The sequence below is a fragment of the Kluyvera cryocrescens NBRC 102467 genome, assembly GCF_001571285.1.
Taxonomy (GTDB): Bacteria; Pseudomonadota; Gammaproteobacteria; order Enterobacterales; family Enterobacteriaceae; genus Kluyvera; species Kluyvera cryocrescens.
Map to the genome: position 1 here is coordinate 96,255 of NZ_BCTM01000012.1, position 22,887 is coordinate 119,141.

Annotated in this window: 22 protein-coding genes; 3 read left to right on the forward strand and 19 right to left on the reverse strand. The window is 55.4% G+C overall.

From position 1 onward, the window contains the following. Positions 1-114: 114 nt before the first annotated feature. From gntR to KCR01S_RS10055, 3 genes are all read right to left on the reverse strand, one after another. The gene (gene gntR, locus KCR01S_RS10045; RefSeq protein WP_052282859.1) at positions 115-1,110 is read right to left on the reverse strand and encodes a gluconate operon transcriptional repressor GntR; all 996 of its coding nucleotides are present in this window, start codon (positions 1,108-1,110) and stop codon (positions 115-117) included. A 101-nt stretch (positions 1,111-1,211) separates the two neighbouring features. After that, a complete protein-coding gene (locus KCR01S_RS10050) occupies positions 1,212-1,907 on the reverse strand; it encodes a pirin family protein (RefSeq protein ID WP_061282582.1) in 696 nt (231 codons plus the stop codon). A gap of 121 nt (positions 1,908-2,028) precedes the next feature. After that, positions 2,029-3,066 carry an oxidoreductase gene (locus KCR01S_RS10055; protein WP_061282583.1) on the reverse strand — a complete coding sequence of 346 codons (1,038 nt, stop codon included), beginning with the start codon at positions 3,064-3,066 and terminating at the stop codon, positions 2,029-2,031. A 266-nt stretch (positions 3,067-3,332) separates the two neighbouring features. Between KCR01S_RS10055 and yhhY the strand changes: the two genes are divergently transcribed. Beyond that, positions 3,333-3,824 (forward strand): N-acetyltransferase, encoded by a 492-nt coding sequence (gene yhhY / locus KCR01S_RS10060; protein WP_061282584.1) that lies wholly within the window; start codon positions 3,333-3,335, stop codon positions 3,822-3,824. A gap of 66 nt (positions 3,825-3,890) precedes the next feature. On the opposite strand, the gene ggt is transcribed toward yhhY, so the two are convergent. Beyond that, on the reverse strand, positions 3,891-5,630 hold the full coding sequence (gene ggt / locus KCR01S_RS10065) for a gamma-glutamyltransferase (protein WP_061282654.1): 1,740 nt from the start codon (positions 5,628-5,630) through the stop codon (positions 3,891-3,893). Positions 5,631-5,752: 122 nt separating this feature from the next. On the opposite strand from ggt, the gene KCR01S_RS10070 reads away from it, so the two are divergent. Beyond that, entirely contained in the window at positions 5,753-6,073 is a 321-nt protein-coding gene (locus KCR01S_RS10070) for a DUF2756 family protein (protein WP_052282864.1), read from the forward strand. Here the strand turns inward: KCR01S_RS10070 and ugpQ are convergent. The 10 genes from ugpQ to livK all read right to left on the reverse strand — a co-directional run bounded on the left by ugpQ (position 6,070) and on the right by livK (position 16,321). Then, entirely contained in the window at positions 6,070-6,810 is a 741-nt protein-coding gene (gene ugpQ / locus KCR01S_RS10075; protein WP_061282585.1) for a glycerophosphodiester phosphodiesterase, read from the reverse strand. The genes KCR01S_RS10070 and ugpQ overlap by 4 nt on opposite strands. After that, the gene (locus KCR01S_RS10080) at positions 6,807-7,877 is read right to left on the reverse strand and encodes a sn-glycerol-3-phosphate import ATP-binding protein UgpC (protein WP_061282586.1); all 1,071 of its coding nucleotides are present in this window, start codon (positions 7,875-7,877) and stop codon (positions 6,807-6,809) included. The genes ugpQ and KCR01S_RS10080 overlap by 4 nt, the downstream gene beginning before the upstream one ends. Positions 7,878-7,879: 2 nt before the next feature. Further along, positions 7,880-8,725: a sn-glycerol-3-phosphate ABC transporter permease UgpE gene (ugpE, locus tag KCR01S_RS10085; RefSeq protein WP_061282587.1), complete on the reverse strand. Its 846-nt coding sequence runs from the start codon at positions 8,723-8,725 to the stop codon at positions 7,880-7,882. Then, positions 8,722-9,609, reverse strand: coding sequence for a sn-glycerol-3-phosphate ABC transporter permease UgpA (gene ugpA, locus KCR01S_RS10090; protein ID WP_061282588.1), 888 nt, complete (start codon positions 9,607-9,609; stop codon positions 8,722-8,724). Before ugpA ends, ugpE begins: the two co-directional genes overlap by 4 nt. 219 nt (positions 9,610-9,828) lie before the next feature. Continuing rightward, complete coding sequence (gene ugpB, locus KCR01S_RS10095) at positions 9,829-11,145, reverse strand: sn-glycerol-3-phosphate ABC transporter substrate-binding protein UgpB (RefSeq protein ID WP_061282589.1); 1,317 nt, start codon at positions 11,143-11,145, stop codon at positions 9,829-9,831. A gap of 329 nt (positions 11,146-11,474) precedes the next feature. Next, on the reverse strand, positions 11,475-12,188 hold the full coding sequence (gene livF, locus KCR01S_RS10100) for a high-affinity branched-chain amino acid ABC transporter ATP-binding protein LivF (protein WP_112203522.1): 714 nt from the start codon (positions 12,186-12,188) through the stop codon (positions 11,475-11,477). 1 nt (position 12,189) lies between these two features. Continuing rightward, a complete protein-coding gene (livG, locus tag KCR01S_RS10105; protein ID WP_052282870.1) occupies positions 12,190-12,957 on the reverse strand; it encodes a high-affinity branched-chain amino acid ABC transporter ATP-binding protein LivG in 768 nt (255 codons plus the stop codon). After that, positions 12,954-14,234, reverse strand: a complete 1,281-nt coding sequence (gene livM / locus KCR01S_RS10110) for a branched chain amino acid ABC transporter permease LivM (RefSeq protein ID WP_061282590.1) — start codon at positions 14,232-14,234, stop codon at positions 12,954-12,956. The genes livG and livM overlap by 4 nt, the downstream gene beginning before the upstream one ends. Beyond that, a complete protein-coding gene (gene livH, locus KCR01S_RS10115) occupies positions 14,231-15,157 on the reverse strand; it encodes a high-affinity branched-chain amino acid ABC transporter permease LivH (RefSeq protein WP_061282591.1) in 927 nt (308 codons plus the stop codon). The genes livM and livH overlap by 4 nt, the downstream gene beginning before the upstream one ends. A 54-nt stretch (positions 15,158-15,211) precedes the next feature. Beyond that, positions 15,212-16,321, reverse strand: a complete 1,110-nt coding sequence (gene livK, locus KCR01S_RS10120) for a high-affinity branched-chain amino acid ABC transporter substrate-binding protein LivK (protein WP_061282592.1) — start codon at positions 16,319-16,321, stop codon at positions 15,212-15,214. Between the two features lie 442 nt (positions 16,322-16,763). On the opposite strand from livK, the gene panM reads away from it, so the two are divergent. Then, complete coding sequence (gene panM, locus KCR01S_RS10125; RefSeq protein ID WP_061282593.1) at positions 16,764-17,147, forward strand: aspartate 1-decarboxylase autocleavage activator PanM; 384 nt, start codon at positions 16,764-16,766, stop codon at positions 17,145-17,147. Positions 17,148-17,242: 95 nt separating this feature from the next. Here panM and livJ read toward each other — a convergent pair whose 3' ends face one another. From livJ to ftsE, 5 genes are all read right to left on the reverse strand, one after another. Beyond that, the gene (gene livJ / locus KCR01S_RS10130) at positions 17,243-18,346 is read right to left on the reverse strand and encodes a branched chain amino acid ABC transporter substrate-binding protein LivJ (protein ID WP_112203516.1); all 1,104 of its coding nucleotides are present in this window, start codon (positions 18,344-18,346) and stop codon (positions 17,243-17,245) included. Between the two features lie 257 nt (positions 18,347-18,603). Then, positions 18,604-19,869: a 4-aminobutyrate--2-oxoglutarate transaminase gene (locus KCR01S_RS10135; RefSeq protein WP_061282656.1), complete on the reverse strand. Its 1,266-nt coding sequence runs from the start codon at positions 19,867-19,869 to the stop codon at positions 18,604-18,606. A 185-nt stretch (positions 19,870-20,054) separates the two neighbouring features. Further along, positions 20,055-20,909: an RNA polymerase sigma factor RpoH gene (rpoH, locus tag KCR01S_RS10140; RefSeq protein WP_061282594.1), complete on the reverse strand. Its 855-nt coding sequence runs from the start codon at positions 20,907-20,909 to the stop codon at positions 20,055-20,057. Positions 20,910-21,165: 256 nt separating this feature from the next. After that, positions 21,166-22,224: a permease-like cell division protein FtsX gene (gene ftsX / locus KCR01S_RS10145; protein ID WP_061282595.1), complete on the reverse strand. Its 1,059-nt coding sequence runs from the start codon at positions 22,222-22,224 to the stop codon at positions 21,166-21,168. Next, a complete protein-coding gene (ftsE, locus tag KCR01S_RS10150) occupies positions 22,217-22,885 on the reverse strand; it encodes a cell division ATP-binding protein FtsE (protein ID WP_061282596.1) in 669 nt (222 codons plus the stop codon). The genes ftsX and ftsE overlap by 8 nt, the downstream gene beginning before the upstream one ends. Positions 22,886-22,887 lie beyond the last annotated feature (2 nt).

Sequence of the window (22,887 nt, forward strand, 5' to 3'; positions counted from 1 at the left end):
CGGGTAACAGTTATCGGTAACATTGTCCTGCCGGGCAAATGGATAAGCAATAACCATTCGTGCCGGAAGTGATTTCTAAGTGAATATGTGTGATCTAGTTCAAATTTGTCGGGGCTAAATAGAACCGCCCGGTGACAAAGTGAAACCTAAATCTAACATTTTAGGCGTAACTGCTTCACCACGGATGCGCGCCAGCAGTCGCTCTGCGCCAATGCGGCCCATACGCTCACGCGGCGTCAGCACGCTGGCGAGACGCGGTTCCATGACCTGGCCGATGTCGTGGCCGTGGAAACCGGCGATAGCAATATCATCAGGAATTTTGAGGCCCAGACGCTGACATTCAAATGCGGCCCCGACCGCAAGGTCATCGTTGGTACAGAAGATGCCGTCAAGCTGTGAGAATTCCCGACGCGCCTGGCGCATCAGCTCAATCCCCGACGTGTACGACGACGATTGCTCAACCATCACGCTATACGGCGTTAAGCCCGCATCCAGCATCGCCTGCTCATAGCCCTTCTGCTTGATAATCGTACGTTCATCCAGACGCGCGCCTAAATAGGCAATGCGGCGGTGACCGCGGGCAATAATCGCCGCCGTCATCTGGCGCGCCGCTTCAAAGTTATCGAAGCCGACGGCGATGTCGAGGCATGGCGATTGACTGTCCATCAGCTCCACCACGGGGATCCCGGCGACTTCAATCATCTTCAGGGTGCGGGGAGTGTGGGTGCGTTCGGTGAGGATAAGGCCGTCGATATTCCACGAGAGCATCGACTCCAGGCGTTCCTGCTCCATCTCCGGCTTATAGCCGTAGTGCGCCAGCATCGTCTGGTAACCATAAGCGTCGGTTACGCTTTCCACGCCGCGCAGCACTTCTGCGAAGACCTGGTTAGTTAATGACGGTAAAAGTACGCCGATGGCGCGGCTAGTGGAGTTAGAAAGAATATCGGGAGCCCGATTGGGGATGTAACCCAAATCATCAAGAGCCGCCGCAATTTTACCGCGCAACGCTACGGAAACCTGCTCCGGATTACGGAGAAAACGGCTAACCGTCATTTTGGTTACGCCAACGCGATCGGCAACATCCTGAAGTACGGGTCTTTTCTTTTTCATCGTCCAGAGGCAAGCAAGGTGAAATATTGCTGAAGTTTACCACGGAGATGACGCAACCTCCCCGCTAGATTGGGGAGGTTACGTTATTTATTTAAGCCTGATCAAACTGGCGGCAGATCGAAGAGTAAAATTTCGCTGTCGCTATCCGCATGGATAGAAATCGCCTGCTCGTCCCAAATGGCCAGGCCATCGCTGATTGTCGCTTTGGTACCGTTGATGCTCACATCACCTTTTACCACCTGGATCCACACGCGGCGGTCAGCGGCAATCTGATGAATCGACTGTTCGTCTTTCGTCAGCGCCCAGCGGTACAGCTCCATGTCCTGGTACACTTTCAGCGAGCCTTCACGCGCATCCGGCGACAGCACCAGTTGTTTGCCCTGCTCGGCGTCGAAACGGCGCTGTTCGTAGCGCGGCGTGATGCCGGTTTTTTCTGGAATGATCCAGATCTGGTACAGGTGCAGCTTGTCGGTGGCGCTCGGGTTGTACTCGGAGTGACGCACGCCGGTACCCGCACTCATAATCTGGAACTCGCCCGCCGGAACCTGCTCTTTGTTACCCATGCTGTCCTGGTGCTCAACGGCGCCTTCCAGAACGTAGGTCAGGATTTCCATGTCTTTATGCGGATGGGTACCGAACCCCTGACCGGCATCAATCACGTCATCGTTAATGACGCGCAGCGCGGAGAAGCCCATAAAATTCGGATCGTAGTAATCAGCAAAAGAGAAGGTATGCCAGGAGTCCAGCCAACCATGATTTGCGTGACCACGTTCGTTTGCTTTGCGTAAGAAAATCATTTGCTACCCCCTCATGTTTTCGATGAAACAAGTTTGGACGTAAACAGCCTGGGATGATAGTGGGTGAAAATTGACTCCTCTGTTCAAAAAATATGAACAAGAACAGAGGAGCCGATATTGCTTATTTGGAGAGGGTTATGGTGGCGGGTGATGGCTGCTGGAAGGCCCGTTCCAACAGTTCCATATTGGTGAGAGCCTCAATTTCCTTGACGAAATTCGGTGCCCCATTGACCAGCGTTTGATACAGCGCGTCATACACGCGGCCGTAATCGCCCTGCTCGGCTCGCCACTCTTCTTTCACCGTTTCACCCGCCTCGTTGACGTACTCCAGCCGTGCCAGCGAATCATCGGCCGCGAAGCCTGCATCACCCGGCATAATACCCGCCTTCAGGCTGGTCTCCTGCTGGTCAATACCGTATTTCACAAACGACCCTTTGCTGCCGTGAACGATAAACTTCGGATAGTCGATTTTCACCAGATGGCTGGTTTTCACAATCGCCTTCAGGTTGCCGTAGAACAGCTGGGCTTCAAAGGTATCGTCAGGGTTAGCCTGGTTACGCAGGCTACGGATGTCATACGCGGCATGATCCGGGCGGCCAAACAGCGAGATGATTTGATCCATGGTGTGAACCCCAAGGCCATAAAACGCGCCGTCCTGTGGACGTCCCGGCTGAGTTGGCGCGTCCGGGCGGAAGTAGTCGAAGTGGCTTTCCACTTCCACGATATCGCCCAGCTTACCGCTCTCAATGGCTTTTTTCGCCGTCAGGAAGCAGGCGTCAAAACGGCGATTCTGATACGGCGATACGGTCAGCCCTTTGCTTTTCGCCAGCGCAAACAGCTCTTTTGCCTCCGCAACCGTGGGGGTAAACGGCTTTTCAACCAGCACGTTTTTGCCCGCTTCCAGCGCTTTCTTCGCATATTCAAAATGGCTGTCCGCATGCGTACACACCACCACCAGTTTGACCTGCGGATCGTGCAGGATGTCGTTTAACTCGCTGGTGAAGTGGATATGCGCGTACTGCGGCTGCTGTTCGTCCGGCTTCGGGCTGCGGCGAAAAATATGGGCAACGTGCCAGTCGGCTTTACGGTGTAAGACGTACGGGAGATGGTAGCGGGTGGTGCTTTTGCCAAAGCCAATGAAGGCGCAGTGTAGGGTCATGATTCAGTCCTTTTGAAATAATTGCTGAATACCATAACGTAACTACAGGCAAAAAAAAGCCAGCATTAAGCTGGCTAAAGTAATACTGGAAGCAATGTGAGCAATGTCGTGCTTTCAGAAGCTCCGCAAGGACGCCCTGAATGCAGGACAATAATAATCATTCTCATTCGCACTTGTCCATCGTTTTTTGCAAAAAAAGCCAATTGACGCACATTTAAAAATCAATGATGTTAAAAGGGACTTTTAACCCCAAAAGGAAATGAAGAATGAGTGACATAGTGATTCGCCACGCCGAAGCCAACGATGACGACGCAATCCGTCAAATTCACGCCCAGCCGGAGGTGTATCACAACACGCTACAGGTCCCTCATCCTTCCAGCCATATGTGGCATGAACGGCTAGCCGACCGGCCCGGCGTGAAGCAACTGGTCGCCTGCATTGATGGGCAGGTGGTAGGCCACCTTGCCATTGAGGTGGCCCAGCGCCCACGCCGTAGCCACGTTGCCGATTTTGGCATCTGTGTGGATTCGCGCTGGCAGAATCGCGGCGTCGCCAGCGCGCTGGTTCACACCATGATAGACATGTGTGACAACTGGCTGCGCGTCGATCGCATCGAGCTGACGGTGTTTGTGGATAACGCACCGGCGGTGGCGGTGTATAAAAAGCATGGCTTTGAGATTGAAGGCACCGGGCGCAAGTATGGCCTGCGCAACGGCGAGTATGTGGATGCCTACTTTATGGCGCGGCTGAAGGGGTAACCCTCACCCTTTTAGAGACTCACCCGCCCCCTCTTCGTAACAAAGAGAGGGCCGGGTGAGGGTAAATCAGAACCCCGCCGTTAAATCATCCGGCGAACGCGGGTCGGACGCACCATACAGCGTACCATCCGGCCCCACCATAATGCTCTGAGTGCTGCCCATCGCTTCTTTTACCACCACTTTCTGGCCCTTTCCTTCCAGCAGCTTCAGCGTATCCGGGCTAAAGCCCTTCTCCACCCGCAGCTCATCCGGCAGCCATTGATGATGGAAACGCGGCGCATTGGTTGCTTCCGCCACATTCATGCCGAAGTCAACGGTATTCACCACCATTTGCAGTACCGTGGTGATAATTCGGCTGCCGCCAGGGCTACCGGTCACCAGCCAGGTTTTACCGTCTTTGACTACGATAGTCGGCGACATCGATGACAGTGGGCGTTTCTTCGGCCCCACGGCGTTGGCGTCGCCGCCCACCAGCCCATAGACGTTTGGTACGCCAGGTTTGGCGGAGAAATCATCCATCTCGTTGTTCATTAAAATGCCGGTGTTCCCCGCCACAATGCCGGTGCCGAAAGTGGTGTTCAGCGTATAGGTCACCGCCACCGCGTTTCCGTCTTTATCCACCACTGAGAAGTGGGTGGTTTGATTGCTCTCGTACGGCGCCAGTTTGCCCGGTTTAATCTCGCTGGACGGTTTGGCTTTGTTGAGGTCAATCTCCCCGGCAATGGATTTGGCGTAGGCTTTGTTGGTCAGCGCCTGCCACGGTACCTTCACAAAATCCGGGTCACCGAGATACTCCGAGCGGTCGGCATAGGCGTGTTTTTCCGCTTCCGCCATCAGCTGCATCGCATCGGCGCTGCCGAAGCCGTATTTATGCAGGTCGAAATTCTCGAGGATATTGAGGATTTGCACGATGTGGATCCCACCGGAGGACGGTGGAGGCATCGAGAAGACTTCATAGCCACGATATTCGCCGCTAATCGGCGTACGCTGTACTGCCTTATAGTTGGCCAGATCGGCCTTGCTCATCAGGCCACCGTTATTATGCATCTCTTCGGCAATCTGATCGGCGATAGCGCCTTTATAGAAAGCATCCGGGCCATGTTCGGCGATGAGCGTCAGGCTTTTTGCCAGATTGGTCTGCACCAGCTTGTCGCCCTTCTTCAGCGGTTCGCCATCTTTCCAGAAAATTGCTTTACTGTTGGCATGATTCGGCAGCACTTCGCTGCCATAGGTTTTGAGATCGTCGGCCAGTGCGCTATTCACGGTAAAGCCGTCCTGCGCCAGCTTGATGGCCGGCTGGATAACTTTGTTCAGCGGCAGCGTGCCGTACTTCTCCAGCGCCAACGAAAAGCCCGCCACGGTACCCGGCGTGCCGGAGGCGAGATGCGAGATCAGCGATTTTTTACTGTCCGGATTGCCCTGCGAGTCGAGGAACATATCACGCGACGCCTGCTCCGGCGCCATTTCTCGGAAGTCTATTGCCGTGGTTTTTCCATCCTTGGTGCGCAGCATCATAAAACCGCCGCCGCCAAGGTTCCCGGCCTGCGGATGGGTCACCGCCAGCGCATAGCCCACGGCCACCGCAGCATCCACCGCGTTACCGCCCTGTTTAAGGATCTCGACACCCACGTTGGTGGCCATCGCATCAACCGAGGCCACCATCCCCTGCTGCGCACGAACAGGGTGGAAAACATCTTCTTCAACGCCATAGGAAACCGGCGGCGGTGGTGCAGCAACGGCGCTGTAACAGCTTCCTGCCAGCAGAGCAGCAAGCGCGGCTCCGCATAAAAATGACGGTTTTATCATTAGCATAATTCTCCAGAGTGTACGGGGACGTCCCGGATTAAGCCTGGTTCATAATGCTGAAATAATCCTCGTTCTGGTGGGAAAGGAGTAAACTTAGAGGATACCTCAAAGGAGGAAAGACGATGAAACGACTACTGATTCTGGCGGCGCTCTTGCCGTTCACGGCGCTTGCCGCACCATTGAACATCGACAATAACCCGAACCAGCCGGGGTATGAGATCCCCAGCCAGCAGCGGATGCAGTCGCGGATGCTGAACCAGCAGCAGCAGAATAAGGGGATGTTGAATCAACAGCTTAAATTGCAGACGCAGCAACAGCAGCAGCATCTGCAAAATCAGATGAATGCTAATCAGCAGCGCGTTCAGCAAACGCAACCAGGCATGCTGAACCCGCCAAGTCAGCCCGTTCCGAAAAGAAACGGCGACATGCTGAAGCAATATTAAGGCTGGAAGTTCGGGCCAATCACATCGATCGCATCGGTACAGATGCTATTCACACCCCAGCGCAGCAATTCAGCCGCGCGCTGGGGGTTATTCACCGTATAGACCAGAATCTTCAGGCCGGCCTCACGCAGCGCATCCACCCGCGCTTCGTCGAGCAGGCGATGGTTGAGGTGAATAGAAACGCATCCTAAACGCGTCGTCAGCTCTCGCCAGTCGTCGCGCCACTCATCAAGCAGCAACCCACGCGGTAGCTCAGGTACCGCCTGCTGCGCCGCTTCCAGCGCATCGATTTCAAATGACGACAGCAGCGGTGGTGTCATATCCGCCCACAGTTCGCGAGCGGCCAGCGCCACCACTTTGCCGGTTAGCGGCCCGGTACCGGTGGTAGGTTTAATCTCAATATTCGCCATCATGCCATGCTGGCGGCAGCGCTCCGCCACCTGAGACAGCAGCGGTAAGGGTTCGCCTTTAAAGCTGCTGCTAAACCAGCTGCCCGCATCCACCCGCAGCAGATCCTGCCAGCTCAGCTCGCCCGCCACGCCCCAGCCGTTGCTGGTGCGCTCGAGGTTGTCATCGTGCAGCAGGAAAATCTCGCCGTCTTTCGATAACTTCGCGTCAAACTCGATCATGGTATGACCGTAGTGCGCGCCGACATCAATCGCCGCGAGGGTGTTTTCCGGTGCTAGTTTACCGCCGCCACGGTGGGCGACGATGTGGGGATAAGGCCAGTTGCTCATACGCGTAATCCTGTTTCACCTTCAAAGAGGTGCAGATGTTCATCCGGCAGATGCAGCCAAAGCGTAGTACCTGCATTTGGGCGCAACTGATGCGGCAGACGAACCACCATTTTCTGTTCGCCAAAGCGTCCGTGCGCCAGGTTATCTGCCCCTAAAATTTCCAGCGTATCGACCACCATCGGTACACCGTTTTCCGCCTGCGAGCTTAACGCAATATGTTCCGGGCGGATACCCAGCGTCATGCGACGCCCGGCAAACTCACGGCGCATACCGGGCAGCGGTAGCTGCATGCCGTTTGCCAGCACGAAACGGGTTCCGGTCTCATCCATCTGCCCATCCAGCAGGTTCATCGCCGGGCTGCCGATAAAGCTCGCCACAAAGCGGCTGGCAGGCTTCTCGTACACTTCTACCGGCGTCCCAATCTGCTCGGCGATGCCTTTGTTCATCACCATCACCCGCTGGGCCAACGTCATCGCCTCGACCTGATCGTGTGTAACGTACAGCGAAGTGGTTTTGAGGCGACGATGAAGATGCTGTAGCTCAAGGCGCATCTGCACGCGCAGCTTGGCATCAAGATTAGAGAGCGGTTCATCAAACAGGAATACCGCCGGATCGCGCACGATAGCGCGCCCCATCGCCACGCGCTGGCGCTGGCCGCCGGAAAGTTCGCGCGGGCGACGTTTAAGCAGGCCATCCAGCTCCAGAATACGCGCTGCCTCCTGCACCTTTTCGGCAATGTGCGCTTTCCCCATCCCGCGAATCTTCAGGCCCCAGGCCATGTTCTCTTCCACGCTCATATGTGGATAGAGCGCGTAGTTCTGGAACACCATCGCGATGCCGCGATCCTTTGGCTCCATCTCCGTTACGCGCTTGCGGTCAATCCAGATATCACCGCTGGTGACTCGCTCAAGCCCGGCCACCATACGCAGCAGCGTCGATTTGCCGCAGCCCGAAGGGCCGACCATCACAATAAATTCCCCGTCAGCCACATCCAGCGTCAGCGGTTGAATCACCTGGGTTTTGCCATCCCAGCTTTTGGTTACTGCCTGTAGTTTTAAACCTGCCATTTTTATTTCTCACTATCGACCAGACCACGCACGAAAGCGCGCTGCATGGCTAAAACGATGACAACCGGAGGGATAAGCGTCAGCAGCATCGCTGCCATAACCTGATTCCATTGCGTGGTGCCTTCACCGGTGGCGATCATCCCTTTGATGCCCGCCACGGCGGTGCCGAGATTCACGTCGGTGATAATCAGCAGCGGCCACAGATACTGGTTCCAGCCGTAGATAAAGGTGATAACGAACAGCGCGGCCAGATTGGTTCTCGACAGCGGCAGCACAATGTCGCGGAAGAAGCGCATCGGCGAAGCGCCATCAATGCGCGCTGCTTCGATAAGCTCATCCGGCAGCGTCATAAAGAACTGGCGGAACAAAAAGGTCGCCGTGGCGGAAGCCATTAGCGGCAGCGTCAGCCCCGCGTAGCTATCGAGCATTTTCAGGTTGGCGATCACTTCCACCGTCGGGAAAATACGCACTTCAACCGGCAACATCAGGGTGATAAAAATCATCCAGAAGAACAGGTTACGTAGTGGAAAGCGGAACCAAACGATAGCGAAGGCCGAAAGCATGGAAACCGCAATTTTGCCGACCGTGATGGCAAAGGCCATGATGAAACTGTTGAGCATCATCAGCCAAAACGGCGCGCTGTTGGCGCCGACGCCATTCACCCAAATCGCCTTCATGTTCTCCAGCAAATGGCCACCGGGGATCAGGGTCATCGGCGTTTCAAACACCGCTTTGTTATCCAGCGTCGCCGCCGTAAACGCGACGTACAGCGGAAACAGAATCACGATAATCCCGAGGATCAGCATGGTGTGGCTGAATATCGTCAGCCCGCGACGGTTCTCAATCATTGGTAGCGCACCTTTCTTTCCACGTAGCGGAACTGCACCACGGTCAGGATGATGACGAGGAACATCAGCACCACTGATTGGGCGGCAGAGGCCGAGAGATCGAGCCCGGCAAAGCCTTCGCGGTAAATCTTGTAGATAAGCGTGGTGGTCGCCTGCACCGGCCCACCGGCGGTCGCGGCATCGATCACCGGGAAGGTGTCGAAGAAGGCGTACACCAGATTGACCACCAGCAGGAAGAAGCTCACCGGCGCAATCAGCGGTAGCGCCAGCTTGAAGAAGCGACGAATCGGGCCGGCACCATCAATCGCGGCGGCCTCAACCAGCGAGCGGGGAATGGACTGAAGGGCGGCAAAGAAAAACAGAAAGTTGTAGCTGATCTGCTTCCAGACTGAAGCAAACACCACCAGGAACATCGCCTGACCGCTGTTCTGCGCGTGGTTCCAGTCATAGCCGAACTCACCGAGAAAATGGGTGATAAGCCCGCGCCCGGGGTTGAAGAGGAATATCCACAGTACGGCCGCAACGGCCGGTGCGACGGCATAAGGCAGCAGCATCAGCGTTTGATACAGACGGCTGCCGCGCACCACGTAATCGACCAGCGCCGCAAAGAACAGCGACACCAGCAGGCCGCTCACCGTGACCATCGCGCTGAACTTAATCGTCGTCCAGAACGAGTCAAGGTAATAGCCGTCATGGAACAACGCGACGAAGTTATCCAGGCCGACAAACTGGCTGGAGAGACCGAACGGATCGACGCTTTGCAACGAGTACCACAGCGCTTCGCCCGCGGGCCAGATAAAGAAGATAACGGTGATAATCAACTGCGGGGCGACCAATGCGTAAGGCAGCCAGCGGGATTTAAACACCGGACGGGATGATGACATAGTTAAACTCTGAGTTGTTTTCCCCTCACCCCGGCCCTCTCCCCAAAGGGGCGAGGGAGAACGGCCGAACCGAGCGATAGTGACCAGATGCCTCCGAACAGTCCTTTCACCTCTATGAGTACAGGCGAAAGGTTGTACCAGGCGCTTCTTACCAGATGGCTCCGAACGGTCCCCTCTCCCCTATGGGGAGAGGGTTAGGGTGAGGGGTCAGGCTAAAAATTAAGACTTGGTTGACTGCTCAAAGCGACGCAGCAGCTGATTACCGCGTTCCACCGCAGAATCGAGCGCCTGCTGAGGCGTTTTCTTCCCGGTCCATACGCTTTCCAGCTCTTCATCAACGATGGTGCGGATCTGCGGCATATTGCCCAGACGCAGCCCTTTGGTGAACGGCAAAGGCGGTTTGTTCAGCATCTGACGGGTCGCGATGTCCGCCCCAGGATTTTTATCGTAGAAGCCCTGCTGACGCGTCAGGTCATACGCGGCGGTCGTAATCGGCAGATAGCCGGTTTTCTGGTGCCATTCGGCGGCGTTTTCCGGCTTCGCCAGGAACTCGAGGAATTTCGCCACGCCGGTGTAGGTTTCTTTATCTTTACCCTGCATCACCCACAGGCTTGCCCCGCCGATGATGGCGTTCTGCGGCGCGCCCTTCACGTCAGCGTCGTAAGGCATCATGCCTACGCCGTAGTTGAATTTAGCGTACTGGCGAATATCGGCCAGCGAGCCGGACGACGCAGTGGTGATGGCGCAGTCGCCGTTGTAGAACTTCTCGGTGGATTCGTCTTTACGCCCGAAGTAGCTGAAGTCGCCTTTCTTGTTCAACGCTTCCAGCAGAGCGATGTGTTTTACCTGCTCTGGCTTATTGAACTCCAACACCGCATCGGTACCGTCGAAGCCGTTGTTTTTGGTCGCCACCGGCAGGCCATGCCAGGCGCTAAAGTTCTCAATCTGGATCCAACCCTGCCAGCCGCTGGCGTAGCCGCACTTCATCCCCGCCGCTTTCAGCTTCGCAGTGTAGTCCGCCAGGTCTTGCCAGGTTTTTGGTGGCTGCTCGGGATCGAGGCCCGCTTTTTTGAAGGCGTCTTTGTTGTAGTACAGCACCGGCGTGGAGCTGTTAAACGGCTGGGAGAGCAGATGGCCGGTTTTGGAGTCGGTGTAGTAACCGGAAACCGTTGGCACAAACTGAGATTCATCGAACTTGATACCCGCATCGCTGAACACCTGATAGACCGGCTTAATCGCCTTCGAGGCCATCATGGTAGCGGTACCCACTTCATACACCTGCAAAATCGCCGGAGCGTTACCGGTACGGAACGCGGCAATGCCTGCGCTCAGGCTCTGCTCGTAGTTACCTTTATAGACCGGCTGAATTTTGTAGTCCGGGTTGGCCGCATTGAAGCGCTGTGCCAAAGAGTCCACCTCTTTACCCAGTTCACCTTCCATAGAATGCCAGAATGGAATGGTGGTCACTGCCATTGCCTGGCCTGCAAAGGCCAGACTCATTGCCAACCCTAAAGCTGTATGTCGTAACGATATCATCGGTTATCTCTCTTTTTGTGCCGGGATGCGCGATATCACGCGTTTTATGTTCGCGGGGGTAACATGACATGCTCGAATGACAGAAAAATAACTTTTTTATTACAAAAAAAAGATAGTAAGGCGACAAAGGGATGGCAAGGCAGTGACGCTTCGAAGAAGGCAAAGTGGGAGCTGAGACACGTATAGGAAATAAACAGTTACGAAAGCTGAACGCAAACGTTCAATCTAAAATTCGCAGGGAAAGGACAGACCGAATGGGGAATTAACGCGCCCTATCCGGCCTACGCTGATCGGTAGACCGGATAAAGTTGTGACTATTTTACCGGGAGTTAGCCGCCGAGATAAGCGCTGCGCACGGCCTCGTTGGCCAGCAGCGCATCACCGGTATCTTCCAGCACCACGTGACCGTTTTCGAGCACGTAGCCGCGATCAGCGAGCTTCAGCGCCTGGTTGGCGTTCTGCTCGACGAGGAAGATCGTCATCCCCTGCTCACGTAACTGCTCGATGGTGTCGAAGATTTGCTGAATGATGATCGGCGCCAGGCCCAGAGATGGCTCATCCAGCAGCAGTAGACGCGGCTGGCTCATCAGCGCACGGCCGATGGCCAACATCTGCTGTTCACCACCGGACATCGTGCCCGCACGCTGGATGCGGCGCTCGTGCAGACGTGGGAACAGGTCATACACCCATTTGATGCGCTCCTGGAACTGGTCGCGTTCGGCAAAGAAACCACCCATCGCCAGATTCTCCTCCACGGTCATCCGCGAGAAGACACGACGCCCTTCCGGGACAATCGCCACCGCTTCGCGCATAATTTTCGCCGTCTGCCAGTCGGTAATGTCTTTATCATCAAAGACAATCCGCCCACTGGTCGCACGCGGATCGCCGCACAGCGTGCCGAGCAGCGTGGTTTTGCCCGCGCCGTTAGCACCGATGAGCGTCACGATTTCGCCCTGATTAATATGCAGACTGACCTCGTGCAGCGCCTGAATCTTCCCGTAGTGGGCGCTGACTCTATCAAACGATAACATCACTTTATCCATTTTATGCCTCACCCAGATAAGCGCGGATCACGTCCGGGTTGTTGCGGATCTCTTCCGGTGTCCCGTTGGCCAGCGGCGTGCCCTGATTCACCACGTAGATGCGGTCAGAAATGCCCATTACCAGCTTCATATCGTGTTCAATCAGCAGGATGGTGGTGTTGTGATGATTACGCAGCTCGGCAATCAGCTCGTCCAGCTCTTTGGTCTCTTTCGGGTTGAGGCCAGCGGCGGGTTCATCGAGCATCAGAATTTCCGGCTGCGTCACCATGCAGCGGGCTATCTCCAGGCGACGCTGATCGCCGTAGGCCAGGTTGCTGGCCTGACGGTTAGCGTGCTCCAAAAGACCAATACGCTCAAGCCAGGTGGCGGCGCGGTCCAGTGCTTCGCTTTGCGCACGGCGGAACGATGGCGTTTTTAACAGTCCGGAGAAGACGCCGGTTTTCAGCTGCTGATGCTGTGCCACCAGCAGGTTTTCAATCACCGTCATTTCGCGGAACAGGCGCACGTGCTGGAAAGTACGCACCACGCCCATACGGGCAATCTGTTGCCCCGGCAGCCCTTCGAGATGCTGATCGCGCAGCATGATGGTCCCACCCGTCGGCTTATAGAAGCCGGTCAGGCAGTTAAACACCGTGGTTTTACCGGCCCCGTTTGGGCCAATGAGCGATACGATCTCCTGAGGACGGAGCTCCAGATTGACGTTGTTGACCGCCAGCAGGCCGCCAAAACGCATCATCAGACCGTTAACGGATAATAATGGCTGACTCATGCCTGCTCTCCTTCTTTCGCTTTCCCGTTTTTCATTTTCAACTGTGGACGGGTCATCGGCAGAAGTCCCTGTGGACGCCAGATCATCATCAATACCATCAGGCCACCGAGCATCAGCATGCTGTATTCGTTGAAGTCACGCATCAGTTCACGCGACACCACCAGCAGAATCGCCGCGAGGATCACCGCAAACTGCGAGCCCATGCCACCCAGTACCACAATCGCCAGCACAAAGGCCGACTCGGCAAAGGTGAAGGATTCCGGGCTGACGAAGCCCTGACGCGCGGCGAACAGCGTACCGGCGAAGCCCGCGAACGCGGCGCTGATGGTAAAGGCGGTCAGCTTGATGCGCGTTGGGCTTAACCCCAATGAACGACAGGCAATTTCATCTTCACGCAGCGCTTCCCACGCGCGGCCCAGCGGCATACGCAGCAGGCGGTTAATCACGAACAGGCTCAGCACCACCAGCAGCAGCGCCACCAGGTAGAGGAAAATCACGCGATCAGAAGGGTCATACTTGACGCCAAAGAAGTTGCTGAAAGTGTCCCAGCCGCCTTCACGGGCGCTACGGCTGAACTCGAGGCCGAAGAAGGTCGGTTTCGGGATCTGGCTGATACCGTTCGGGCCGCCGGTCACCTCGGTGTTGTTCAGCAACAGAATACGGACGATCTCACCAAAGCCTAAGGTCACAATCGCCAGATAGTCACCGCGCAGGCGCAGTACCGGGAAGCCCAGCAGGAAGCCTGCCGCCGCCGACACCAGGCCAGCCAGCGGCAGGCAGGTCCAGAAGCCCAGACCATAATAGTGGTTCAACAGCGCGAAGGTATAAGCGCCAATGGCGTAGAAGCCACCGTAGCCCAGCACCAGCAGGCCCGACAGCCCTACCACCACGTTCAGCCCCAGGCCGAGGATGATGTAAATCATGGTCAGGGTGGCGATATCCACCGTGCCGCGCGACACCATAAACGGCCACGCCACGGCAATTACCAGCAGCGCAATCAGGAACAGTTTTTGTTTGACGGTCGAGCCATCAATCGCCGGCAGAATAAACTTCGGCCCGGAGACGCTTTTCAGCCCTTTCTGGAACAGCGGACGCAGCATCTGGAAGAAGAACACCACGGCAGTACCGATAAAGATCCACTGCCAGCGAATGTCCGCCGCGCTGCCGACCACCAGTTTGGTGCCGTCAAGCTGCAGCTGCACGCCCATAAAGACGCCCGCCAGAACAAAGAACATCGCCGCCGACAGCAGCGCCATCGCAAATTGCATCGGTTTCATACTTTCTCTACCTCCGGGCGACCCAGGATGCCGGTCGGCATCACCAGCAGCACCACGATCAGCAGCGCGAATGACACCACGTCTTTGTATTCAGTACTCAAATACGCCGACGACAGCGCTTCCGCGATACCGAGAATCAGCCCACCAATCATCGCACCAGGAATACTGCCGATACCGCCAAGCACCGCTGCGGTAAAGGCTTTCATCCCGGCCATAAAGCCGATGTATGGGTTGATGACGCCGTAGAACTGACCCAGCAGCACGCCCGCTACCGCCGCCATCGCTGCGCCGATAACAAACGTCAGGGCAATCACGCGGTCGGTATTAATACCGAGCAGGCTGGCCATTTTCAGGTCTTCCGCGCAAGCGCGGCAGGCGCGGCCCATCCGCGAGTAACGGATAAATAACGTCAGCGCCAGCATGGCGACAAAGGTCACCACCCAGATAACCAACTGCATAGTGGTGATAGATGCGGAGAAGTTTTCGCTGCTACCGACAATCCACTGGCCGTTAAACAGGCTCGGCAGTGCGATATCGCGCGAGCCTTCGGTCAGGCTGACGTAGTTCTGCAGGAAAATAGACATCCCGATAGCGGAGATCAGCGCAATCAGGCGTTTGGAGTTACGCACCGGGCGGTAGGCCACCCGTTCGATACTCCAGCCATAGGCGCTGGCAATCACAATCGCCCCGATGAAGCCAGCCGCCACCAGCAGCCAGCTGGTGTCGATGCCCATCATCATCAGCGCGGCGATGATCATAAAGGAGACATAACTACCGATCATGTAGACCTCGCCGTGGGCGAAGTTAATCATGCCGATAATTCCGTATACCATGGTGTAACCGATGGCGATCAGTGCATAGGTGCTTCCCAGCGTAACGCCGTTAAACATCTGCTGCACAAAGTAGAGAACCTGCTCTGACATACATTAGCCTTTTGCTACCCCTGCGGATCTACGCCCGCCAGGGGGGAATGAAGGTTACTTCGCGACCGTGGACGAGCCGTCGGCATGCCACTGGAAGACGCCAAACTCGAATCCTTTCAAATCGCCCTTTTCATCCCAGGAAAGCGGCCCAATCACGGTTTTTGCCCCGTTAGCTTTTAAATCTTTAATCAGCGCCAGCGGATCGTCGCTGCCGGTACGTTCCATGGCGGTTGCCAAAGACTGCACAGCGGCATAAGTGATCCACACGTAAGGACCGCTTGGATCTTTCTTCTGCGCTTTCAGGGCATCGACGATAGCGCTGTTTGCCGGATCCTGGTCATAGCGTTTTGGCATGGTCACCAGCATCCCTTCACCCGCATCGCCGGCAATGTTCGACAACGAAGCGTTACCGACGCCTTCCGGCCCCATGAACTGAGTTTTCAGACCCACCGCACGCGCCTGACGCAGCATCTGGCCCATTTCCGGGTAGTAGCCACCGTAGTAAACAAAGTCGATGTTCTCTTTTTGCAGACGGGCGAGCAGCGCGGAGAAATCTTTTTCACCGGCGGTGATACCGTCAAAGAAGACCACATTAGCCTTCGCCGCTTTCAGGCTCTGCTGAACGGAACGCGCCAGACCCTCACCGTACTGCTGTTTGTCATGAATGATGGCAATACGCTGCGGTTTAACGCTATTGAGGATATATTTCGCCGCCGTCGGCCCCTGAGAGGAGTCGAGGCCCGCAGTACGCATGATGTATTGATAGCCACGCTGAGTCAGCTCTGGGTTGGTCGCCCCCGGAGAGATCATCAAAATGCCTTCATCTTCATAAATGTCGGAAGCGGGCTGCGTGGAAGAAGAGCAAAGGTGGCCAATCACGTATTTAATACCGTCATTGACGATCTTGTTGGCAACCGCCACCGCCTGTTTTGGATCGCAGGCGTCGTCGTACTCGACGCCGACCAGTTTGTCGCCCTTGATGCCGCCTTTGGCGTTGATGTCTTTAATGGCCTGACGCGCGCCATTGAACTCCATGTCGCCCCACTGCGCGACCGGGCCGGACATGGCCCCTACCACCGCGACTTTAATATCAGCCGCCAGTGCCGTGTGTGACATAGCCAGTGCGACCATCCCTGCGATAACTGTTTTTGTATTCCTTTTCATACTTCGGGATCCCCATTCGTGATGTCGTGTTTACACGTCGTGGCGTGTATATATTTTGTAATTTTATGGTTAAAAAGCATTCTGTACTTTTATTATACAACGCTACTTTTACCATTATCTTTAATGAGTTAGCGCAGCTTTTTAACCAAATACAGACTAAATTCTCTATTTTTCAGTCTATTAAGAAAAGATAATATTCTGATTTTCTCCATAGATAAACAAAAACAAGTCCGATTTCAGCATAAAATAACGACACATATGGCCGAATAAAACGCTGGTTTTCAGGTTAAAATTCTGGTTATTTTTCTATCTATAATGTTTCAAACTGCCTTAGTGGACATCGAAAAACTAATCCCCTGTTAGACGCCGTAAAAAGAGAAAGCCCCCAGCAGGATAAATTGAGTAAACTGACCGCAATTTTTCAGATTTGAGCAAACCGTCTATGAAACTGACCATCATTCGTTTAACCACGCTTAGCGACCAGGATCGTATCTGCCTGAGCAAGATCTGGCCTGGGGTGACCGCCGCCGACCTTCCTCTTGATGACACCCACCGTTTGTACGCTGCACGTTTTAACGAACGCCTGCTCGCCGCCGTTCGGGTCACCCTCAACGGCAATCAGGGCGTGCTGGACGATTTATGCGTGCGCGAAATCACCCGCCGCCGCGGCGTGGGCCAGTACCTGATTGAAGAGGTCATGCACGACAACCCGCAGGTCAGCCGCTGGGTGCTGAGCAGATTCGCTGCTGAAGAGAGCCTGGAAATGGCAGCGTTTGCCAAAGCCTTGGGCTTTGCAGTGCAGATTGACGGCTGGGTTAAAGAGTAACGCGGGCGGCCGCGCTGCGACGCTCGTCCGAACGACGATGAGGTCGATCGGACGAGCTCGTGGCGCAGGAATGGCCGTGCGCAGCCTTGCGAGTCTTATTTCGCGTCGGTTGCAGTGCCGTTAGCGTGCCAGTTAAAGATGCCGAACTCGAAGCCTTTCAGATCACCTTTCTCATCCCATGACAGAGGGCCCATCACGGTGTCGACGGTGCTGGCTTTCAGGTATTTGGCGATCTCAGCCGGATCGTCGGAGTGGTTCAGACCAGCCTGCAAAGATTGCAGCGCAGCGTAGGTGGTCCACACGAACGCGCCGCTTGGATCCTGTTTCTTCGCTTTGATCGCATCCACGATTGGTTTGTTAGCTGGAACCTGGTCGTAGTTCTTCGGCTTGGTCACCAGCAGGCCTTCCGCAGAATCACCCGCGATATTAGACAGCGACACGTTAGCGACCCCTTCTGGGCCCATGAACTGGGTTTTCAGGCCCGCAGCACGCGCCTGGCGCAGGATCTGCCCCATTTCCGGGTGATAGCCACCGAAGTAAACGAAGTCGATGTTTTCTTTCTTCAGACGCGCCACCAGGGTGGAGAAGTCTTTTTCACCCGCGGTAATGCCGTCAAAGAAGACCACGTTTGCGCCGCCTTTCTTCAGACCGTCCTGTACAGAACGCGCCAGACCTTCACCGTACTGCTGCTTGTCATGCACGATAGCGATGCGCTGCGGCTTCACTTTGTCGATGATGTATTTCGCCGCGGTTGGGCCCTGATCGGAGTCCAGACCGGTGGTACGCAGAATCAGCTTATAGCCGCGTGCAGTCAGCTCTGGAGCGGTTGCCGCTGGGGTAATCATCAGAATGCCTTCGTCTTCATAGATATCAGACGCTGGCTGCGTGGAAGAGGAACACAGGTGGCCGATAACGTACTTGATGCCGTCATTGACCACTTTGTTAGCGACCGCAACCGCCTGTTTCGGGTCACAGGCATCATCGTACTTCACGATTTCCAGTTTGTTGCCCTTGATGCCGCCTTTGGCGTTGATATCCGATACCGCTTGTTCTGCACCGCTGAATTCCTGATCGCCATACTGCGCAACCGGACCGGACATCGCACCCACGACAGCAACTTTAATATTTTCTGCTAATGCCATATTGCTGAATGCCAGTGCAATACATCCTGCCAGTAACGCTTTACCCTTCATATTCATCCTGAGGTTCCCCATTGTTATGGTTATTGCATTTGTTGTGATGTTGTTATTTAGCACATTATTCTTATATGAGGCTCTCACCAAGTATAAGATATTAATATTAAGGGATACTGCCTGTGCTTTTGCAGCATACTCTGCTAAAACATACCCCATTTTTATGGAATTGAAACGATAATTTTGACGGATTTGTAACGTAAAAATGACAAAAAAAAGCCACTCATCGGAGTGGCTTATGGCTGGCAGGGTTCAGCAGAGAACTATTCAGTCAGCGCCCGGCGAATCACCTCCAGCGCCTGCTGGAACTGTTTCTCTGGGATGGTGAGCGGATAGAGGAAACGGATAACGTTGCCGTAAACCCCGCAGCTCAGCAGCAGAACGCCTTCCGCCAGCGCGCGCTCCTGAACTAATTTGGTGAACTCCGGCGACGGTTCGCCGGTTTGCGGATCGATAAATTCGACCGCCACCATTGACCCTAAGCCACGCACGTCGGCAATCGCCGGGCAGGACTCACGCGCTTTATTCAGCACTTCAATCAGATGCTGACCAAGATGATTGGCCCGTGTGCACAACGCTTCTTCTTCAATGACGTCCAGCACCGCATGCGCGGCGGCCACCGCCAGCGGGTTGCCCGCATAGGTACCGCCCAAACCGCCTGGCGCCGGTGCATCCATCACTTCGGCGCGTCCAACGACGCCGGAAAGCGGGAAGCCGCCGGCCAGACTTTTGGCCATGGTGATAAGGTCAGGCTTCACGCTATGGTAATCCATGGCGAACAGCTTGCCGGTACGGGCAAAACCGGTCTGCACCTCGTCAGCGATCAGCAAAATACCGTGGGTATCGCACAGCGCGCGCAGCCCCTGCATAAAGTCGGCTGGCGCGACGTTGAAACCACCTTCGCCCTGCACCGGCTCGAGGATAATCGCCGCCACCTGGTCGGGCGCGATATCGGCTTTAAAGATATGGGTCAGGCTTTTCAGCGCCATTTCAGTGGTCACGCCGTGGGCGGCGTTCGGATAAATACCGTGATAGACCGAGCCAGGGAACGGACCAAAGCCAATTTTATACGGCGCGACTTTGCCGGTTAGGGCCATGGTCATAAAGGTGCGGCCGTGAAAGCCACCGCCAAACGTGATAAGCCCTGGACGTTTGGTGTAGGCGCGGGCAATCTTCACCGCGTTTTCCACCGCCTCTGCCCCGGTGCTGAAGAATGCGGTCTTGGCATTCCCGGCAATTGGCGCCGCGGCATTAATACGTTCTGCTAATGATACATAGCTTTCATAGGGTACGATTTGATAGGCGGTATGGGTGAACGCCTTGAGCTGATTCTCCACGGCGGCAATCACCTGCGGGTGGCGATGGCCGGTGTTCAGCACCGCAATTCCGGCGGCAAAATCAATATACTCGTTGCCCTCAATATCCCACAGCGTGGCGTTCTCCGCGCGCTCTGCGTAGAAACCGCACATCACGCCAACGCCGCGTGGCGTCGCCTGTAAACGCCGATGATTCAGTGACTCGTTACTCACGGTAAACCCCCTGCCGATAAAAGACGGAAAAAAACGTAGCGCATATTCAGTCTTTGCGATTGTTTGCATTAACGCCAGCAGCAAAACGGAAATAAACAGAGGAAAGCGTGATGACGGTGGGATAAAAAACAAAACCCCCGGATGGGCATCCAGGGGTTATCGGGGCGGTGAACTAACCGGCGTTATCAGGCTTCAATCGCCGCACGCAGTTTTTTCATCGCATTCTTTTCAAGCTGGCGAACGCGCTCGGCGGAAACGCCGTAACGGTCGGCCAACTCTTGCAGCGTGGACTTGTTGTCTTCGTCCAGCCAGCGGGCGCGAATGATGTCCTGACTACGCTCGTCCAGACCCTGCATTGCGTCGGTCAGCTTGTTGGCTGCCTGCTCTTCCCAGTTATCATCTTCGATGCCATCGGCAAAGTTGGACGATTTATCCTGCAGATAGAGCACCGGTGCAACGGAATGGCTTTCTGAGTCATCATCAGAAGACATATCAAACGCCATATCCTGCGCCGCCATGCGGGATTCCATCTCGCGGACGTCTTTGCTGGATACGCCCAGCTCGCGGGCCACCATTTCAACTTCATCCTGGTTGAACCAACCCAGACGCTGCTTGTTTTTACGCAGGTTAAAGAACAGCTTACGCTGTGCTTTAGTCGTTGCGACTTTAACGATACGCCAGTTACGCAGCACGTATTCGTGGATTTCCGCTTTGATCCAATGCACGGCAAAGGAGACAAGGCGCACGCCCACTTCTGGGTTAAAGCGACGCACCGCTTTCATCAGGCCAATGTTGCCTTCCTGAATCAGGTCCGCCTGCGGCAGGCCATAGCCCGAGTAATTACGAGCAATATGAACAACAAAGCGCAGGTGAGACAGGATCAGCGTTTTAGCTGCTTCCAGATCGCCCTGGTAATGCAGCCGTTCAGCAAGCGCCTTTTCTTCATCAGCCGTCAACATCGGCCATGTGTTCGCAGCCCGGATATAAGATTCCAGGTTACCGACAGGGGCTAACGCTAAATTTTGCATTTCTTTGGTCATTCAAATCCTCTCAATTCACTTCATACTGGCGGTGGCTTGCCGCTCTACGCAACAAACATGCCAGGCTCTATGAGCAACGAGAATATCATCCGCTCTTGTATCAGACAGTGAGTTTATCCACAAGTTCAATGCAACAGTGTGAACAAATTACGCACAAAATGTGACACGCGATAGCCGCGAGGGCAGAAAGATGGGGTTTAAAACGCATCCCCTGCGGACGTGAGTCGTCGCAGGGGAAGAGTATAACAGAACTTTATTAATCGGGAGTAAAGTGGCGTAAATGTTGGACCGTGGCAAGCCAGGCTGCCACCCAGCCAATCATTGAGCACACCAGCAGCAGGAGCAAACACTCGTCAAACGACAGCCCACTCAGCTCAAACTGGGTACCAAACACCCGCGCCACATCCGTCACCGCCGATGACAGGCGCATCACCAGAATTTCCGACAGAATCAGCGACAGGAACGCGCCGGAGAAACCGAGCAGCGCGCCGCCGTAGAGGAACGGGCGCAGGATAAAGCCGTCCGTTGCGCCAATCAGCTTCTGTACGTTAATGGTGTCGCGACGGGCAAAGATGCTCAGACGCACGCTGTTACCAATGACAAGGAAGACTGCCGCCACCATCAGCACGCCGATCATTGCCGATACGCGGCCAACAAGTCCGGTAATGGACGCCAGGCGGGAGAACCAACTGTCATCCATACGCACTTCATTAACGCCCTGAATCTGCGCCACGCGGTCGCGTAAGGTATTTAATGCATCGGTAGTCTGGAAGTCGATTTTCGGAATCACGACCGCCACAGCGGGCAGCGGGTTCTCTTCCAGCATATCCAGCGCGCCGCCAAAGCCCGACCAGTTACGGAACTCGCCCAGCGCTTCATCACGGGAGAGATAGTTAACCTTATCGACGCCCTGTCCGGCCTGCAGCTGCCCAACCACTTTCGCCGCCGCATCGTCGTCCAGCGTTTTTTCCAGATAGACCGTAATCTGCGGTGAAGGGTAGTACTGCGAAGCCGCCGTGTTGACGTTCTTGTACACCATGTAGCAAACGCTCGGCAGCGTCAGGGAGATTGCGATAACCATCACTGTCAGAAAAGTGGCGAGTGGTTTGCTTTTCAGATCCTGCAAGGCACCCTGCCAGGCATAGCGAACCTGTTCATTGAATACATTGGTTTTACGCGAGTTCGGTTTCGGCGCCGGCTTACCGCGCTTCGGCGCGTTACGTCCCGCATCGCCAGATGATGTGACCGACTGACGAAAACGATCAAGACGGCCGCCGAACTGGCGGATTTGATTCATTGCATCACGCTTATTCACCCGTCATGCCTCCATGCAAGTGACCGTCGCTCAGCGTCAACATACGGTATGAACGACGAGAGATCAGATTGATATCGTGCGTCGCCATCAGCACCGTCACCCCGACGCGGTTAAACTCTTCGAACAGACGCAGAATGCCTTCCGACAGCGCATCATCAAGGTTACCGGTCGGTTCATCCGCCAGCAGTACCGCGGGCTTATTCACCACCGCACGGGCAATCCCGACGCGCTGCTGTTCACCGCCGGAGAGTTGAATCGGGAGATTTTTCGCTTTATCGAGCAGGCCGACTTTATCCAGCGCCGCCGAAACGCGGCGTCGAATATCATCATAGCTCGCACCCGCAATAATCAGCGGGATAGCCACGTTATCAAACACGGTGCGGTCCATCAGCAGATGGTGATCCTGGAAAATCATGCCGATCTGGCGGCGCAGGAACGGCACCTCACGGTTTTTCAGGCGGCTGATGTCATGGCCGCTGAACATAATTTTCCCGGCGCTTGGCCGCTCAATCCCACAGATAAGCTTCAGCAAAGTACTTTTACCTGCGCCGGAATGACCGGTCAGGAATGCCATCTCGCCTGGCTGCAGGTGAAAAGTCACCCCCTGCAGCGCTTGTCTCCCGCCGAGATAGGCTTTGCTGACGTGTTCAAAGCGAATCATGA